At 44.5% G+C, this 17,011-nt stretch carries 15 protein-coding genes; all 15 read right to left on the reverse strand.

Annotation, left to right across the window (positions count from 1 at the left end):
* Nucleotides 1-67 precede the first annotated feature (67 nt).
* Nucleotides 68-790: a ribonuclease III gene (gene rnc / locus M3180_RS01820; RefSeq protein WP_251665515.1), complete on the reverse strand. Its 723-nt coding sequence runs from the start codon at nucleotides 788-790 to the stop codon at nucleotides 68-70.
* Nucleotides 780-2,021, reverse strand: coding sequence for a beta-ketoacyl-ACP synthase II (gene fabF, locus M3180_RS01825; protein WP_251665516.1), 1,242 nt, complete (start codon nucleotides 2,019-2,021; stop codon nucleotides 780-782). The genes rnc and fabF overlap by 11 nt, the downstream gene beginning before the upstream one ends.
* Before the next feature lie 154 nt (nucleotides 2,022-2,175).
* Nucleotides 2,176-2,409, reverse strand: a complete 234-nt coding sequence (gene acpP, locus M3180_RS01830; RefSeq protein WP_251665517.1) for an acyl carrier protein — start codon at nucleotides 2,407-2,409, stop codon at nucleotides 2,176-2,178.
* Nucleotides 2,410-2,498: 89 nt separating this feature from the next.
* Nucleotides 2,499-3,248, reverse strand: coding sequence for a 3-oxoacyl-[acyl-carrier-protein] reductase (fabG, locus tag M3180_RS01835; RefSeq protein ID WP_251665518.1), 750 nt, complete (start codon nucleotides 3,246-3,248; stop codon nucleotides 2,499-2,501).
* 46 nt (nucleotides 3,249-3,294) lie between these two features.
* Complete coding sequence (gene fabD / locus M3180_RS01840; protein ID WP_251665519.1) at nucleotides 3,295-4,233, reverse strand: ACP S-malonyltransferase; 939 nt, start codon at nucleotides 4,231-4,233, stop codon at nucleotides 3,295-3,297.
* A gap of 105 nt (nucleotides 4,234-4,338) precedes the next feature.
* Nucleotides 4,339-5,322, reverse strand: a complete 984-nt coding sequence (locus M3180_RS01845; protein WP_251665520.1) for a beta-ketoacyl-ACP synthase III — start codon at nucleotides 5,320-5,322, stop codon at nucleotides 4,339-4,341.
* Between the two features lie 8 nt (nucleotides 5,323-5,330).
* Nucleotides 5,331-6,320, reverse strand: coding sequence for a phosphate acyltransferase PlsX (gene plsX, locus M3180_RS01850; protein ID WP_251665521.1), 990 nt, complete (start codon nucleotides 6,318-6,320; stop codon nucleotides 5,331-5,333).
* 2 nt (nucleotides 6,321-6,322) lie between these two features.
* Nucleotides 6,323-6,904 (reverse strand): transcription factor FapR, encoded by a 582-nt coding sequence (gene fapR, locus M3180_RS01855; protein WP_251665522.1) that lies wholly within the window; start codon nucleotides 6,902-6,904, stop codon nucleotides 6,323-6,325.
* Between the two features lie 311 nt (nucleotides 6,905-7,215).
* The gene (locus M3180_RS01860) at nucleotides 7,216-8,838 is read right to left on the reverse strand and encodes a response regulator (RefSeq protein WP_251665523.1); all 1,623 of its coding nucleotides are present in this window, start codon (nucleotides 8,836-8,838) and stop codon (nucleotides 7,216-7,218) included.
* Between the two features lie 37 nt (nucleotides 8,839-8,875).
* Nucleotides 8,876-10,678: a cache domain-containing sensor histidine kinase gene (locus M3180_RS01865; RefSeq protein ID WP_251665524.1), complete on the reverse strand. Its 1,803-nt coding sequence runs from the start codon at nucleotides 10,676-10,678 to the stop codon at nucleotides 8,876-8,878.
* Nucleotides 10,679-10,683: 5 nt separating this feature from the next.
* Nucleotides 10,684-11,991 carry an ABC transporter substrate-binding protein gene (locus M3180_RS01870; protein WP_251665525.1) on the reverse strand — a complete coding sequence of 436 codons (1,308 nt, stop codon included), beginning with the start codon at nucleotides 11,989-11,991 and terminating at the stop codon, nucleotides 10,684-10,686.
* Between the two features lie 65 nt (nucleotides 11,992-12,056).
* Entirely contained in the window at nucleotides 12,057-13,808 is a 1,752-nt protein-coding gene (locus M3180_RS01875) for a family 43 glycosylhydrolase (RefSeq protein WP_251665526.1), read from the reverse strand.
* Nucleotides 13,809-13,830: 22 nt separating this feature from the next.
* Nucleotides 13,831-14,664, reverse strand: coding sequence for a carbohydrate ABC transporter permease (locus M3180_RS01880; RefSeq protein WP_251665527.1), 834 nt, complete (start codon nucleotides 14,662-14,664; stop codon nucleotides 13,831-13,833).
* A 1-nt stretch (nucleotide 14,665) separates the two neighbouring features.
* A complete protein-coding gene (locus M3180_RS01885) occupies nucleotides 14,666-15,562 on the reverse strand; it encodes a carbohydrate ABC transporter permease (RefSeq protein WP_251665528.1) in 897 nt (298 codons plus the stop codon).
* A gap of 65 nt (nucleotides 15,563-15,627) precedes the next feature.
* Nucleotides 15,628-16,929: an ABC transporter substrate-binding protein gene (locus M3180_RS01890; protein ID WP_251665529.1), complete on the reverse strand. Its 1,302-nt coding sequence runs from the start codon at nucleotides 16,927-16,929 to the stop codon at nucleotides 15,628-15,630.
* Between the last annotated feature and the right edge of the window lie 82 nt (nucleotides 16,930-17,011).

Consider the following 17,011-nt stretch of genomic DNA (forward strand, 5'->3'; position numbering starts at 1 on the left):
GCTGACATACAAAAAGCATCCCTTTGGACAACCGTCCAACGAAATGCTTTTTGTATGTTCGGACCCATTACTTATGCTGCATATTTTTCGATTCTTGTTCCGCTAGCTTTCCCCATGCTTCTGCGGCAGCTCTTTGTTCAGCTTCTTTTTTGGAACGGCCGATTCCCACGCCATAGCAGGTCTGATCAAGCAAGACCTCAATAACAAATTCCCGATCATGAGCAGGTCCTCGCTCTTCAACGATTCGGTACTCAATGGCTCCTAGCCCAATGTGCTGAGCTCGTTCCTGAAGCTTAGACTTCGCATCCTTCATGAGCAAGCCATAGTTGTTCGAATCGATATGAGGGAACATGTGCTGCTCAAGAAAATGTCTTGTCGTCTCGATTCCCATGTCAAGATAGAGCGCTCCGACAAAGGATTCGAACAAATCTGCCAGCAATGCTTGCCGATGTCTACCGCCAAGCTGTTCCTCGCCTCGACCAAGCAATACATAGCTGCCAAAATCAAGCCGCTCAGCAAAATGTGCCAACGAAGGTTCACAAACAACCGATGCTCGCATACGTGTCAATTCACCCTCAGGGCGTTTGGGGTACGTTTTATACAGATACTCTGAGACAAGCAGCTGTAATACAGCATCTCCTAGAAACTCTAGTCGTTCATTGTCCTGTACAGAACCCCGCTTATGCTCATTTACATAAGAGGTATGCGTAAAAGCCTGCCGTAAAAGCTTTACCCTTGTAAAGTTGAGCTGCAGCTTTTGCTGCAGCTCATCAAACAAATCATTCTTCATATTTCTTCATCATGATGGACGCATTATGTCCACCGAAACCAAATGAATTTGATAACGCAACCTTAACATCAGCCTTACGAGGTTTGTTTGGCACATAATCCAAATCAAGCTCTGGATCCTGATTGTCTAAGTTGATCGTTGGAGCAATCACTCCATGTTTAAGGGTAAGGGCAAGGATTACAGCTTCTACTCCACCTGCTGCACCAAGCAAATGACCAGTCATCGACTTCGTAGAGCTAACGGCAAGCTTATAAGCATGCTCACCAAACGTATGCTTAATCGCTGTTGATTCGGATATATCACCTACAGGCGTACTTGTACCATGCGCATTAATATAATCAACCGCTGTTCGATCAATGCCTGCATCCTTCAATGCACTTTCCATGCATCGTGCCGCACCAGTTGGATCTGGCTCTGTCATGTGATGCGCGTCTCCACTCATCCCGTACCCGATCACTTCTCCATAAATTTTCGCACCGCGTGCTTTAGCATGCTCAAGCTCTTCAAGAATGAGAACGCCAGAGCCTTCACCCATTACGAATCCATCGCGCTCTACATCAAACGGACGACTTGCCTTCTCAGGCTCATCATTACGTGTAGACATGGCTCTCATGGAGCAGAATCCAGCCATCCCTGTAGGACGAATCGTCGCCTCAGCTCCACCTGCAATCATGACATCCGCATCGCCACGCTGAATAATTTTAAAGGAATCACCGATAGAATGTGTTCCCGTTGCACAAGCCGTTACAGCTGTTGAGTTTGGTCCTTTAGCGCCAGCGATCATAGACACTTGTCCAGATGCCATATTCGCAATCATCATTGGAATGAAGAACGGACTTACTCGTTTGGGTCCTTTTTCAAGCAAGATGGAATGCTGATCTTCCCATGTTCCTAAACCGCCTATGCCAGAGCCAACAACAACACCAATTCGCTCGGCAGGGACATGCTCACCAATCTTAATGCCTGAATCTTCAATAGCCTTTAGGCTTGCCGCAACAGCGAATTGAACGAAACGATCCATACGACGCGCTTCTTTCTTATCTATACCGTAATTGGTTAGATCAAAGCCTTTAATCTCCGCAGCAATACGTGTCGGATATTCCGAAACATCAAATGCTTCAATTAGGGATACACCGGACTTGCCTTCTAATAAATTCCCCCAAAACTGCTCGAGCTCTGAGCCTAACGATGTCAATATGCCCATTCCCGTTACAACAACTCTACGCTTCATTCATGCTCACCCCTACTATCATTCATCTTTTCATCTATATCGAAAAAGAATTGTTTATCAATCCTTATGCATGACTTATCAGTTAATTAATTCTTAAAAACTTGCGAGCAAAATAAGGATTGAGTCCCGTTATAGCTAACGGGACTCGATCATTTTAGGTATGAGATTGTATGTAATTTACAACTTCTCCTACCGTAGTGATCTTCTCTGCATCTTCATCAGAAATTTCAAGGTTAAACTCGTCTTCGAGTTCCATGATAAGCTCAACTACATCTAGTGAGTCAGCGTTCAAATCTTCCTTGAAAGAAGCTTCCAAAGTTACCTTTTCTGCATCAACACCTAGGCGGTCAACAATAATGCTTGTTACGCGTTCTAGTACATCGGACATCCGATTCACCTCCTCTACGTATTATACGAAAACGATTAAAAAATAGCTATCCTACAATCTACTGAATTGAAAGTTTAAATCAACAAGCCCTACATATACATGCCGCCATCGACATGAATCGTTTGCCCCGTCATATAGGATGCTGCATCTGATGCTAAGAAGCGAACCGCATTCGCAATGTCAGCAGCTTCGCCAAGCTTTGCAAGCGGAATTTGACCTGCCAACGATTGCTTCATATCATCTGGCAGTTTATCTGTCATATCCGTTTGAATAAAGCCTGGTGCCACACAGTTAACCGTAATATTTCTGGCAGCAAGCTCACGCGCACTCGCTTTAGTCAGGCCAATGACACCAGCCTTTGCCGCAACATAGTTCGCTTGACCTGGATTACCAAGCACCCCTACAACAGATGAGATATTAATAATTTTACCTGAACGCTGCTTCATCATTGGACGTGTTACAGCTTTAATTCCGTTGAAGACACCTTTAAGATTTGTTTCGATCACTTGATCAAACTCTTCTTCCTTCATGCGCATGATGAGATTGTCACGTGTAATCCCTGCGTTATTGACCAATATATCAATCGCGCCTAGTTGCTCGACAACCTGTTTCACCATATCTTCAAATTCAGCTGCTAATCCAACATTCGCTTTAATAATAATCGCTTTACGTCCAAGCTCGCGTACCGCTTCTGCCGTTTCAGCAGCAGCCTGCTCACTCCCGGAATAGTTGATAGCTACATCTGCTCCTGCTTCTGCGAGTGCAATCGCAATTGCTCTGCCGATTCCTCTCGATGCACCCGTTACAAGTGCCTTTTTACCTTCTAAGCCTGCAAACATACCGTTCCTCCTCATCAATCCGTATTATGACACTCACGAATGAGTTTTACGCTTGCGATGCTTGTGTGAATGCCTGTAATGACTCCAAGCTATTAATCGTAACCGTCGTTACATTACGATCGATCTTTTTGATCAGTCCTGTTAATACAGAGCCAGATCCGATCTCAACAAAAGTGTCGACGCCTAGCTCAATAAGCTTCTTCACGCTATCTTCCCATAAAACAGGTGCACACACCTGCTGCTCAAGCAACGATGTAATCTGCGCAGCTGCGCTCACCGGCTCAGCAGTTACATTGGCGATGACAGGAATTGATGCATCCTGCATCGTCAACTTCTCCAGCTCTTCTCGAAGCGCGATAGCCGCTTTTTCCATAAGTGAGGAATGAAAGGGACCACTTACTTCTAGTGGAATGACACGCTTAGCACCAATTTCCTTGCCGCGTGCGACCACTTCATTCACACCTTCTACTGAGCCTGACACAACAATTTGACCTGGACAATTCATGTTAGCCAGCTCCACAAGCTTGCCTTCAGAAGTAATCTGCGCACATAGCTGTTTTAGTGCTTCACGTTCTGCACCAAGAACTGCCGCCATTGCCCCTTGACCTCCAGGAACGGCCTGCTCCATAAATTGACCTCGCGCGCGAACTGTTCGAACCGCATCTTCAAAGCTTAGCACACCTGCAGCAACAAGCGCGCTGTATTCACCCAAACTATGTCCTGCTACGTAATCTGCCTTCAAACCTGACTTCTCAATCAGCTTCAAAAAGGCGACACTCACAGTCAGGAGCGCTGGCTGCGTATTAGCAGTCTGCTTAAGCTCCGTGTCAGGTCCATTAAACATTAGCTCTGTAATTGAAAAGCCCAGCGCTTCATTCGCTTGTTCTAAAATGGCACGCGCATCAACGTCATGCTCATATATATCTTTACCCATACCAACAGTCTGAGCTCCCTGCCCAGGAAATACAAAAGCAATTTTGCCCACCGATTTGCCTCCCTAGCCTTATGCATTATTGTCTTTACATTACGGTATTCATTGCAAAAGGGTTGCATCGTTTCTCCTTATATAGGACGATACTGCGCCTGTCTCCTACCACTTTATGATCGTAGATCCCCAGGTTAGGCCGCCACCAAAGCCTACAAGGCATAATGTATCGCCTTCACCAATTCGGTTTTGCTCTACCGCTTCAGCTAACGCTACCGGTATCGAAGCTGCTGACATGTTTCCATATTTATCAATGTTGATTAGCGCTTTATCTTCTGTAAGATCGAGACGCTGTAAGGAAGATTGAATGATGCGGATATTAGCTTGATGTGGTACGAGAAGATCAACATCAGCTTTGCTAATTCCCGCCTTCTCAATCGCCTCTTCAGCAGCACTGCCCATAATTCGAACGGCGAATTTGAACACTTCATTGCCGGCCATATGGATTGAATGCTCATTATTGCTAATCGTTTCTGCCGTAGCTGGCTTACGAGAGCCACCTCCTGCAACCTTTAGCAGCTCGCCGCCCGATCCATCTGCACCAAGAACAAACGATTGGAAGCCTCTACCTTCCTCGACCTCACCGACGACAACGGCGCCTGCACCATCACCGAACAAAATGCAAGTGTTACGATCGGTGTAGTCTGTAATCCGCGACAATGTTTCAGCTCCGATCACGAGTATCTTACGATACAAGCCGCTTTGTACGAAGCCGTTAGCCGTTGCCAGGCTGTATATGAAGCCAGAGCATGCAGCTGACAGATCAAATGCTGGACAAGTAGCACCTAGCTTTTCCTGAACCAAGCATGCCGTTGACGGGAAGAACATGTCTGGTGTAACCGTCGCAACGATAATAAGATCGATATCCTTAGCTGTTAAGCCGGCATTGTGCAGCGCTTGCTCCGCAGCTTTATAGGCAAGATCAGACGTCGCTTCATCACTTGCAGCTATTCTTCTTTCCTTTATTCCTGTTCGTGTTACAATCCATTCATCATTTGTATCTACCATTTGCTCTAGCTGCTGGTTGGTTAGCACCTGCTCAGGCACATATTTTCCAGCACCTAATATCCCTACTGATTTGGAATTCATAGCTCCAATCACTCCTTGTTGATCTCTGCAGTAATCGATTCAATAAGCTTACCCTTTATCGCTGTTTTTGCTTGCTTAACAGCGGCTTGCACAGCTCTTGCGTCTGAAGAACCGTGAATTTTCATTACACATCCATTGACCCCAAGCAGCAAAGCACCACCAAATTCGTTCGGGTCCAATGTTTTTTTCAAGCCTTTAAGCTTAGGCAGCATAATGGCTGCAGCAACCTTCGTCAGCAAGCTTTGGGTAAATGAGGTTTTTAATTGCTTGAAAATAACAGATGCTGCTCCTTCATACGATTTAAGCATTATATTTCCAGCAAAGCCATCACATACAAGCACATCACATGGACGCTCAAGCATATGCTTTGACTCCACATTACCTACAAAGTTGAGCTCACTTTGCTTCAATAGCTCATATGTAGCCTTAGACACTTCATTACCTTTAGAATCCTCAGTCCCTACATTAAGCAGACCGACTCGCGGTGCTTTCATGCCTTGTGCGCGCTCGCGATAAATGCTTCCCATAACTGCATATTGATAGAGCTGCTCTGGTGTCGCATCCATATTCGCACCAAGATCAAGCGCAAGCATTCCTACACCGTCCAATGATGGTAATAGCGGTGCTAGTGCTGGTCTTTCAATGCCCGGAATACGGCCAACTACTAGTAAGCCTGTTGCCATCAAAGCTCCTGTATTTCCTGCTGACAGCATAGCATCAGCTTCTTTATCCTTCACAAGCTTACCAGCGACAACCATCGAGGAGTCCTTCTTTCGACGGACGGCGCGGACTGGTTCATCCTCCGATTCAATTACCTCTGTTGCGTGAACAATATGCAAATTACCCGGCTGCGCTTCAGTCAAATGCATTTTTATTTGAGCTTCATCGCCGACAAGCAATAGCTGAATATCTTCGTTTTCCTTAGCAGCAGCGACCGCACCAGCAACCATTTCCTTTGGTGCGAAGTCACCACCCATAGCATCTATTGCAATTTTCAACTTTATTCTCCTCCTTGGGTGTTCGCCGCATCGGAACGATAAACAACGAAATTCCCCTGAAACACAAGCTCATCGCCTACGTACGTGTTGAGCTCGACTTTCGATTTATTTCTATCATCCTTCGAGCGAACATATGCCTTTGCGATACATTTCTCGCCAAGCTTTACAGGCCTTAAGAATCGAATATCACTGCTAGCTGTTAAAGCGATGGGACAATCAATGACTGCGACCGCCAACGAATTGGCTTGTGCAAACAAATGATGTCCACGTGCGATTCCTGTTCGTGTAAAGACATGCTCCTCACGAATCTCGAAAAGAGATATCCCACTATGATCGAGCTGCAGATCAACGATTTCTCCGATTACTTCATCGATTTGCAATGAGCGCACGGAATCGTAGGAACGCTCGGCCATTTCCTTCATCCGCTCGCGCAGCTCTGGAATACCAAGCTCCATTCGATCCAATCTAATCGTCTGTATGCTTACTTTCAATGCTCTTGTCAGCTCTCGATCCGTCACGAATGGATTTTCTTTAATGTATTGGATCAGCAGCTGATGCCGCTCGCGTTTATTTAACTTCGCCATGAGGGCACCACTCTCCTGTTCAAGTGTTAGGTTAATGCACAAATTTTATGTGTATTTAGTAGCTCGATTTAATACCTGGTACTAAATTAGTATAGAGGATATTGCTCGTCATAGCAATTTATTTTTTATGTAGGCATAATGGATACAGACTCATACTGTAGCGCATAGCATAATAGAGATAGACTCACAACTAAGCATTGTTGCGTAGAACAGAAAAATGGCAGGCAAGTGAAAGGGATCACCGCTCTACCATTTTTGTTTTGAAGCGTTCGTTGACTGCGATACCTAACGATGCTCATGTCAACAGCATGTTAAATATGTTTATACCGCCGCTGTCGTACCCGTTCACGGTATTCCTTCGGCACTAAGCCCGTTTCATTTTTAAATACACGGTTAAAATGTCGGATGTTTGAAAAACCAGTTGCGTCAGCGACGCTGGCTATTTTCTCATCTGTTGATGCTAGTCTCTTTTTCGCATCCTCAATACGCAAATCCGTTACGTACTCAATAAACGTTTTACCGACCTTCTGCTTAAATAACGTACTAAAATACGCTGAATTTAAGTACACATGCTCTGCAATGTCCGTTAAAGTTATAGGCTCAACATAATGCTGCTCAATATAGTGTAAAGCAATTGCAACTGGATCGCTGTCCAGTTGCCTATTCCCTGCAGCGATCACCGCAGTTAAACTGCCAAACAGCTGACGGCTCACCTCCATGAGCTCACCACGCGAGCTAATAGAGCAAATATCAATAAGCAGCTTACGAATATCCCGTCCACCGAGCCAAGCCTTTGTAAGGCCTAGATCCTCTGAACGTTCATAATAATGGATCAGCAGCTTACAGATTTGCTGGTGCACTAGCTCAGGTGTCTGTGCCTGCTGACATAGCTCTATAATGACGGAATCCACTAAGTCATCGATTCCATGTAAGCGGCCCTCATTAATCGCTCGCTCCAGCGCTTCCCACGACCATTTTTTGCGCTCCGACTGGAAGAGTTGATGCTTAACTGATTGCTCATATTCCAAAACCTTATCACCACCTACAACAAGACGGTAGATAAGTGCCATCTGCGCTTCGCGAAACGTTGTAAGCATCGACTCAAATCCTTTTACTGGTCGACCAACACCGATCGTAACCGTCAAATTAGATAACGACTTAATCTGCATACGTACAGACTCTGCCAGCTTCAATAACTGCCTCTCACCCTCCGCCGCATCAGGTAAATTTACGAGTGCTGCCACCTCCGTATCGGAAAAAACGAAGCTAAAGCCCTTCATACGGAATTGAATCATCTCTTGCACAAATTGTTGAATATAGAGCTGGAAAAGTGAAGGATCAGTTGTACGATAACGATCATTATCAACAGAATCCTTATCTAGCTTAATAACCATGCAGTTGTAATAAGGATCGGTCAGCTCGATCCCAATCTGTGATAGCAGATCAAGATGCATTTGTTGAACGTTGCTTTGCATAATACCAGCAACAAGCTGTGCAGCTACCTGCTGTCGCAGCTCTTGCCCTTCTGGCACTACGTCGTGATCATGTTCTTTATGTTTATTAAGCCAATCTTGCTTTACAGACGATAGTACTCTGAGCAATTCCTCACGCTCTACTGGCTTCATCAAATAATCCCTCGCCCCACTTCGCATAGACTGCTGGGCGTAGGTAAAATCCTCATAGCCGCTAATGACAACTACTTGTAGCTCTGGAAAACGTTCGCGGGCAATTCTCTGCAACTGTAATCCGTCCATTCTCGGCATACGTATATCTGTTAAAACAACATCAGGTCTGTGTTGTTCAAGCAGTTCAAGTGCCTCATAGCCATCACGAGCATCGGCTACAATATCCCATTCCTTATCAGAAGCAGCTATCATAGCTCGCAGGCCTCTACGGAAAATTGCTTCGTCATCCACAATCATCATTGTTGGCATATCCCCGCGCTCCCTTCCCTCTTCTGCTAAGTAACAGCTAAATAGTCGGTGGCTCAACAAATCGTTGAACCGGTAGCGTCATATTGACCTTCAGACCTTGATACGGCATGCTCTCCAGTGTGATGCCATAGCCTTCACCATAGTGGAGCAAGATTCTTCGATGCACATTTAATAGTCCATTACCTGACTGTCCACCCAGCTCCTTCGAGGTTTTTAATCGCTTACGCAGCTGCTCAAGACTCTCTTGATCTATACCGATTCCATCATCCTCTACAATGATCGTTAACGTGTTTCTATGGATAGCTGCTCTTAAACAAATGCTGCCGTTACCGACACCTTTATCAATGCCATGATTAATTGCATTTTCGACCAACGGTTGAATGCTTAATGGAATCACTAGTAGATCGTAGGCTTCGTTATCGATGTGCTCTATATATTGAATACGTTCTTCATAGCGTATTTTTTGAATACTCATATAGCCGTTTACATGCATCAGTTCATCACGAAGTGTTACCTTATCTCTATGATTACTTAAGCTGTAACGCATGAGCCGGCCTAAATTGTTGGACATCGTCACAATTTCACGATTGCCTTCTACCTCCGCGAGCATACTGATCGAGCCAAGTGTATTGTATAGAAAATGTGGATTGATCTGAAATTGAAGTGCTGCGATTTGTGCATCCTTCTCACGAATTTCTGTTTCATAGAGCAAATAGCCTAACTCGCTTAGCTTAGAAACCATCATATTGAAGGAATGACCTAGGCGACCTACCTCATCTCCAGATTGAACTGGAAATTGCACAAGCAACTCCCCTTGCTCCACCTTACGCATTAATCGACTTAACTTGCGCAGAGGCAGTGTAATACGGTAAGCAACAACGACAGACGCAAGAATGGCTAGACCAATACATATAAACAATGCAAGGGCTATCGAATTTCTAACAACTAAGCTGTCCTTCATGAGCTCCTTCACTGGAACACCACTAATCGTTGTCCAGCCTGTTACTTCAGACGTTACATAAGCGATTAGCTGCTTATCCTTACTCGATCCATAGCTATGCAGTACGCCTTGTCCGCTCAATGCTCCAAGCTCTAAAACGGGCTGAGATTCATCCTGTCTAATGACAGGCATCCCTTGACCGTCAATAATATACAATACTTCTTGCTCGCTTGTGTCTGTTTGCTGAAGCAGCTTACGTACACTGACAGGATCAATATTAATAACAATATATCCTAGCGTGCGCCCCGTATCGAAGCTCCTCAGCTCTCTTGCTATCGAGAATACTTGATAGGCTGTACCACTTGTCGATAAAATTTCATGCGTCGTAATAAAGGTTGGCTGGCCAAATCGGCTGCGAGCTTGCTTGAGCCAATCTGCACTTTCATCCAGCTTATAGGTAGTCAAATACTGACTTTCCGGCAGGACGACATAGGATGCTCCTTTTTCGCCGTACAACGACACCCCCATAATATCTAATCGTCCGTTAATAAAAATCGAGGAAACGAAGCGGTTCAAGCTATCTATCTCCTCAAGCGTTAAGGGCTGCCCGGATTCACGCTCCGATGATATAAAATCCATTACCTCTTTATAGGAATAAGGCATCAATGTCAGTCGGTCAAGTTCATTCATATAAGTATCAATGTTAAGCGTCACTTGCTTTAACGTTTGTAATTGATAAGTACCAACGTTTTTCTCCATAGCCTTTTGAAAGCTGGCAAACGTATATACCCCCATCGCTGCTAAGGGAACTAGAATAAGTACACAGTTAATCAATATTAATTTACGAGCGAGCTCTTGATTTTTGAAGGCCTTTACCGGATTAGCAATCCTGTTTATCATGACCACTACTCCTCCATCGCTGCATTAACGAGCTGTTCTGCCTGTTGTAGCGCTTGCTCCGGTGTCTGCTTCCCGTATATCATTTTTTCAAATTCTTTAATCAGTATTTCAATCATGGACCATTGCTTTTGATGACGCGGCCAGTATACAACATAATCGGCAGCCGCTGCATAATCACTACGATACTTTAGCTGATTAAACGTCTCGCTCTCCACTACCTGTGTCATACTAGGCACATGTCCTGCTTTCGCCCATTGTTCACCATGCTCAACCATCCATTTCGAGAATATCATGGCAGCTTTACGTTTTTCATCGGTCATATTGTGTTTTTTCGGTATGGCCAAGGAATGAGAATCTCCCCACTGGGCAGGGCGATCATACAACACAGGGACGGTTACAACGCCTAAGTCAAGCTCTGTTGATTTTTCGAATGCACCGGTACCCCACATTCCTAAAAACAGCACCGCCGCGTTGCCATCATAGAAAGCCTTAAACGAATCATTAATATTCGGAGGTATAAGCTCCTGCTCATACAAGCCATTAATAAAGGTCAGCGCTCTTAAAGCTTGCGGGTTATTAAAGGATGCTTTTCCTTGCTCATTATAAAATGATCCACCATCATTCATCTGATTATATAAGCTCCACCATAGCCAAACCGAATCAATTCTAGTGCTTGGCATAGCCATCGGCGCCACGTCAGATGGCACAGCTTCACGAATCTTTTCTAGAAACTTCTGAAACCCCTCTTCACCAGGCTCTATCAACGGCCTGCCTGTTGCTTCGTCTAACACTCCCGCCTCTCGCAAATGCTGCTTGTTATAATACATGACCAAGGCATGGGTATCTAATGGAACAGCATAGGACTGCTCGTTATATTCCGTAGACTCACGAATGTTCGAGTTAAGCTGGCTAAGATCAAGGCCTACTTGTTCAGCGATATCTGTAACCGTCTCTATGTATCCATTCTGAACGAATTGAGGCATACTTGTCGTATGAATAATCGCTATATCAGGAGCGTTACTTGACAAGATCGCAGTACGTAGACGTGAATAGTAATCATCAAGACGTGAATTCGTCTGAACGACATAGATGTCATCCTGTTCCTTATTAAATTGCTCCACCATCTCCGTCATAAATTGATTGTCTCCACCACTAAAGGGCGTCCAGTATTCCAGCAGTACTGCCTCCTTACGAATCTGAGGAACAGGCTGCACCTCAGATTCGTTGGAACATCCACTTAAAGCACTAAACAATATACCTATCGCTAGCACCAATAAGCATCGCCTAGCATAGCTCACCCGATATCCTAACATTTGTGACGCTTCCCCCTCGCCAGCAAACTGACTGCAAACGATGTATTATTACTTAATTGTTGTATCTACGATTTTAATATATCTATATAGTCAAGCGCGATAGCTGACGACAAATTTTTGATAACGATTTCATTTATACCTTTATCTAATTTAACTGATAGTAAAATTGTGTTGAAATGCTGACGCTCTCCTGGCTCAATCGTTATCACCTTAGCTTTTTTACCATTGATGGAGATCTGAAGCTGCTGCTCTGCGTCTCCACGATTGGAGGCTGCGATACGTAGTTCATATTCCCCTGCTTCTGGTACTACAAAATTTGAAAACTGCAGCTCACCTTCATCTGTGGAATCTCCGAGTACCGCGCCCCAGCCTGAAGCGAAAGGATTACTTTCAGCATATGCTCCCTTACCAGCTTGTGCATTCTCAGCCTCATATCGTGTAATTTCTATTGCTTCTAACGCTGCCCCTTCTTCTAGCTGCACTTTAATTGTATTCATGCCTTCATTAAACGGGACAATCACCCATACATAGCCAATGTCTTGATGTGCCGTTTCTGCTAGCTCTACACCGCCCCATTCCTCCTCGTTAACGAATAATACTGCAGAGCTGTCTGAGCCTTCGCTACGGTAATGAAGCAGGATGGGCATCTCAGTTGCATGTCGTGATGGAATTAACTCAAACAGAAGCTCTCCGTCCGCAACCTTAGCATGCTTAGCGTAATATATACCTTCTCCAGCAGGGACAGCAATTGCTGTTTCAATGGCTAACGGACCGTTTAGTATAGGCATGCCCTGATCATCCCAAGCTACACGTTCAGCACGTGCCTTGCGATTATTCCAGCCGTCATGGATACCACTTGTCGCATGATAAACGATCCATGTCTCAGTCCCATCAGGGGATGTAGTAAATGAATTGTGACCAGGTCCAAAAACATCGATTTCTTCGTTCATCTTCATAAGAGGCTGCTCTACCTTACTCCAATGCTCTGGTTCCAGTGGATTACCGCCTTCCTGCAGGGCAAGTAAGCCGATACTGTAAAACGGTGTCCAGCTACCCGCTCCCGAATAAGCAATAAATAATCGACCATTATGCTTCAATATCGCTTGCCCTTCTTGAATATACGGCGGCCCCCCTGCTCGCTCCCATTCATATAGAGGCTCACTAAGCAGTACACGCGGGCCACTAATCGTCAGTGGATCACTCATCGGTGCAATGTAGGTATTCTGACTAATGTTAACGTCACCTTCCCACCCTGACCATACAAAGTATAACTGCTCTTCATGCTCCATCACTAACCCATCAATGGCCCACTTATCGCTGCCATCATCAACTTTTCCGCGAAATTCGTATTCGCCTAGCGGATCATCACTCACTGCCTCTAACACATACATTCGATGATTTTCATTGTTCCCATCATCCGCAGCGAAGTAAATATACCACTTGCCTTGAATATATTGCAGCTCCGGTGCCCATAGATTAGCGGAGTACATCGTACCAAAGGGCGGATACCAAACAACTTTACGCTTTACGTGACGAAAATCTATTGTTCGAGATTTCATCACCATAATATCAGCACCATTGTGCGTAAATGTCATATAGTAAAAACCATCCTTGTAAACAACACTCGGGTCAGGTGTATCCATATCGACGATCGGATTTTTGAACGTTCCACCATGTCCAGAATAGGTAGTCATTATAGCATCTCCCCTCTGATCTGCCGAATTACCGTGATCTCTACCTAGCACGATCCACAGTAAGACAAGGATTACAATGGCAGCTACAAGAGCCGCCAAAAGAGATATACGTTTCTGATTCATAAAGCAAGCTCCCTTTTAACGACTATTTAACCGCCGATTGGATAATGGCTTTTACAAAAAAACGTTGGCCAATCATAAAAATAATGAGCACAGGCAACGCAGCTATGGTTGTCATTGCCATAAGCTTACCATAAGCCTGTGTATAGCTGCCTTGCGACATTAGTGCAATACCGGCAGTAATCGTACGCATATCTGGTGAGGTTGCCGCGTATAACGGCCACACAAAGTCATTGTATATGCCCATAAACGTGAAGATACCTAGCGTAACCATAATAGAAACCGACGAAGGCAGGACGACCCTGGAATAAATTTGCCACTTATTCGCGCCATCGATCCGAGCCGCTTCCTCTATTTCCTTCGGAAAGGATATGAAAAATTGATATAACAGAAACACACCAAAAGCACCTGCTGTATACGGTAATATCAGTGCAGCATACGTATTAATTAAGCCCAGCCCATTAAACTCCATATACATAGGAAGAAAGGTTAGAACGCCAGGAATCATTAGGGATGCGATAAACATCGAAAATAGTATTTTACGAAACATCATATCCTGTAGTCTTGCTAAAGCATAAGCAGCCATGGAATCAATGAGCAATATAATTCCGGTACCGATGATACCAATTGATAAGGAATTCGTAATCCAGCGCATAATCGGTACATTCATTAATTCACCATTAAGGCCTTGAATATAGTTATCTATGGTCGGCTTTTTCGGGATAAAATTCATCTGCCCTGCAAGTGCTTCAAAATCATTTTTTAGGGAAGTAGATATCATCCAAACAAGTGGCAATAACATGACTGCTGCCAATAAAATTGCAACGATAATAAGCAATGCTTTTCGCAGCTTGTGCATACTAGTTCCCCTCCTTTCGTCCATAGGTTAATCGATATTGAACGAGAGAAATGATAATGATGATCAGAGCCATAATAATTGCCATAGCCGATGCTGAGCCTACCTCTTTCCGAATAAATGCATGATCAAGTACGTTAATTAGAAGTACACGAGTCGTATCGCCAGGCCCGCCGCGTGTTAACAGAAACGGCTGAGCATAAATGTTGAATGACGCAATCGTCGATGTAATCATTACAAACAGCATAACAGGACGAATTGTAGGTAATGTAATATATATAAACTTACTCCAGGAGCTGGCACCATCTATTGAAGCTGCCTCGTAATAATCCTCTGGTACCTGATTCAGTGCGTTAATAAAAATAATCATATTAAAGCCGATCGTCCACCATAATGTTGTTATAATTAGCGAGACCCACGCCCACGGTGTACCTGTTAGCCACGGTATCGATTGGCCCCCTAGCTTTTGAAGCATGCTGTTCAGAAAGCCTGCGTTCGTATCAAACATCATTAACCAAATAACAGCCATAACCGATGCGGACAACGCATACGGAATGAAATAAAATGTACGGAATAGACCTCTTAGTTTACTTGGCAACGCATTGACCAGCATCGCAATTGCTAGCCCTGCGATAATAAGCAACGGCACCGAGAATATAACAAACTGAATCGTGGCCCATAGCCCGCGAAAAAACAGTGCATTCTCATAACTGTTCGGAGTAAAGATAGCGATATAGTTGCTTAGACCGACGAAAGGATGCTCCTTCGAGAGCAATTCAAAATCATGCAGGCTAATATAGAAGCCGTAGCAAATCGGAAATAGCAGAAATGCCGCAAAGCATAATGTATAGGGCAATGCAAACAGCGAGGAGCTAATTCGGGATTTTAGCGTTGGTTTCACACTCATGACCTCCTACAAAAAGGGAAGGACGGTCGTATTCCGTCCCTCTCCCATTATTAAGCTAATTATTTTCCGATCGCCTGTTGCGACTTAGCTGCAGCATCATCCATCGCCTGTTGTGCTGGCTTATTGCCTAGTAGTGCATTGTTCAGCTCGCCCCAGATCGGCTCAGAAATAGTCGGCCAGTTCAACACATTCGGTGCAAACTGTACATAAGAGAAGCTTTCTGCAATGGCGCTTTGAGGCAATGCCTTAAACTCAGCGCTTTCAAGCATTGGCTTAGATGCAAGCGCCTGACCAGATTCCGCCCAGTCTAGAGAGTTGGAGGATACATATTTTAAGAAGTCACCAATTCCCGCTAAAATACCTTCATCTGTAACCCCTTGCGGAATTGCAAAGTTATGAGAACCACCAAACACTGCTGGCTTTGCTTTACCGATTTGCGGAACGGGTGCTACTCCAAAATTAAGTCCCGCTTCATCAAATTGTGATTTCATCCATGGTCCATTAAACTGGATCGCATTTTTCCCTTGCAGGAATAGCGTATTTTCGCCATCCTGTTGTACATTGGAAGGAGAGACTCCTTTATCAATAAGACCTCGCATCCATTCGATCATCTCCACTGCTTCTGGTGAATTGTAGGCTACATTATCACCATCCCATAGCTCTCCACCATTTTGCCACACTAAAGTCGGGAAGATAAATTGCTGCGGCCATAACGTTGGTACAACGTAGCCATATACATTCGCTTGTTGATCAGTAAGCTTTTCAACGGCTGCATCGAATTCTGCACGGTTCGTTGGTACAGAGGTAATACCTGCTTTTTCAAACAGATCTTTGTTGTAATACATGACAAGTGGATGAATATCTAGCGGGATGCCATACCACTTTCCATCAATCGTTGCATAATCAATCGGCGCCTCGACGTAATCTGCCTTACTAATTCCAGCATTTGCTGCGAGATCATCTATGGCCTGAAGCTGACCTTTGCTTTGGTACGTTGGTATTTGATCCAGATGCATAATAACGAGATCTGGACTATCCTTAGAAGCGTTCAATGCAACGTCTAGCATCTTGTAATACTCACCATTGGGCTGTATAACAAACTCCATACTGTACTGATCCTGCGAAGCGTTATAGCTATCAACAATATTTTTCATAAACGGACCATCTGCGCCAGAGAATGGCGACCAAAACAATAGCTTTGTTTTTCCCTTTTTCGTATTCTCGCTGTTACTGCTTTGTGATTTATTGCCTTGTGAGGTGCTATCATTAGTCGTATTGTTCGTATTCCCTCCTGAGCAGCCCGCCGCAATAAGTGTGACCATGATGATAAGCGTAACTAGCATTGACCCTTTTTTCCTCATCTTCATTTCCCCCTCATGATTTAACATTAATTGTTGTGCTTGCTCATAATGTTAAGCCTTGAGCCGGAGGAAAAGTATGTCA

Source organism: Paenibacillus camelliae, assembly GCF_023715345.1.
GTDB classification, from domain to species: domain Bacteria; phylum Bacillota; class Bacilli; order Paenibacillales; family Paenibacillaceae; genus Pristimantibacillus; species Pristimantibacillus camelliae.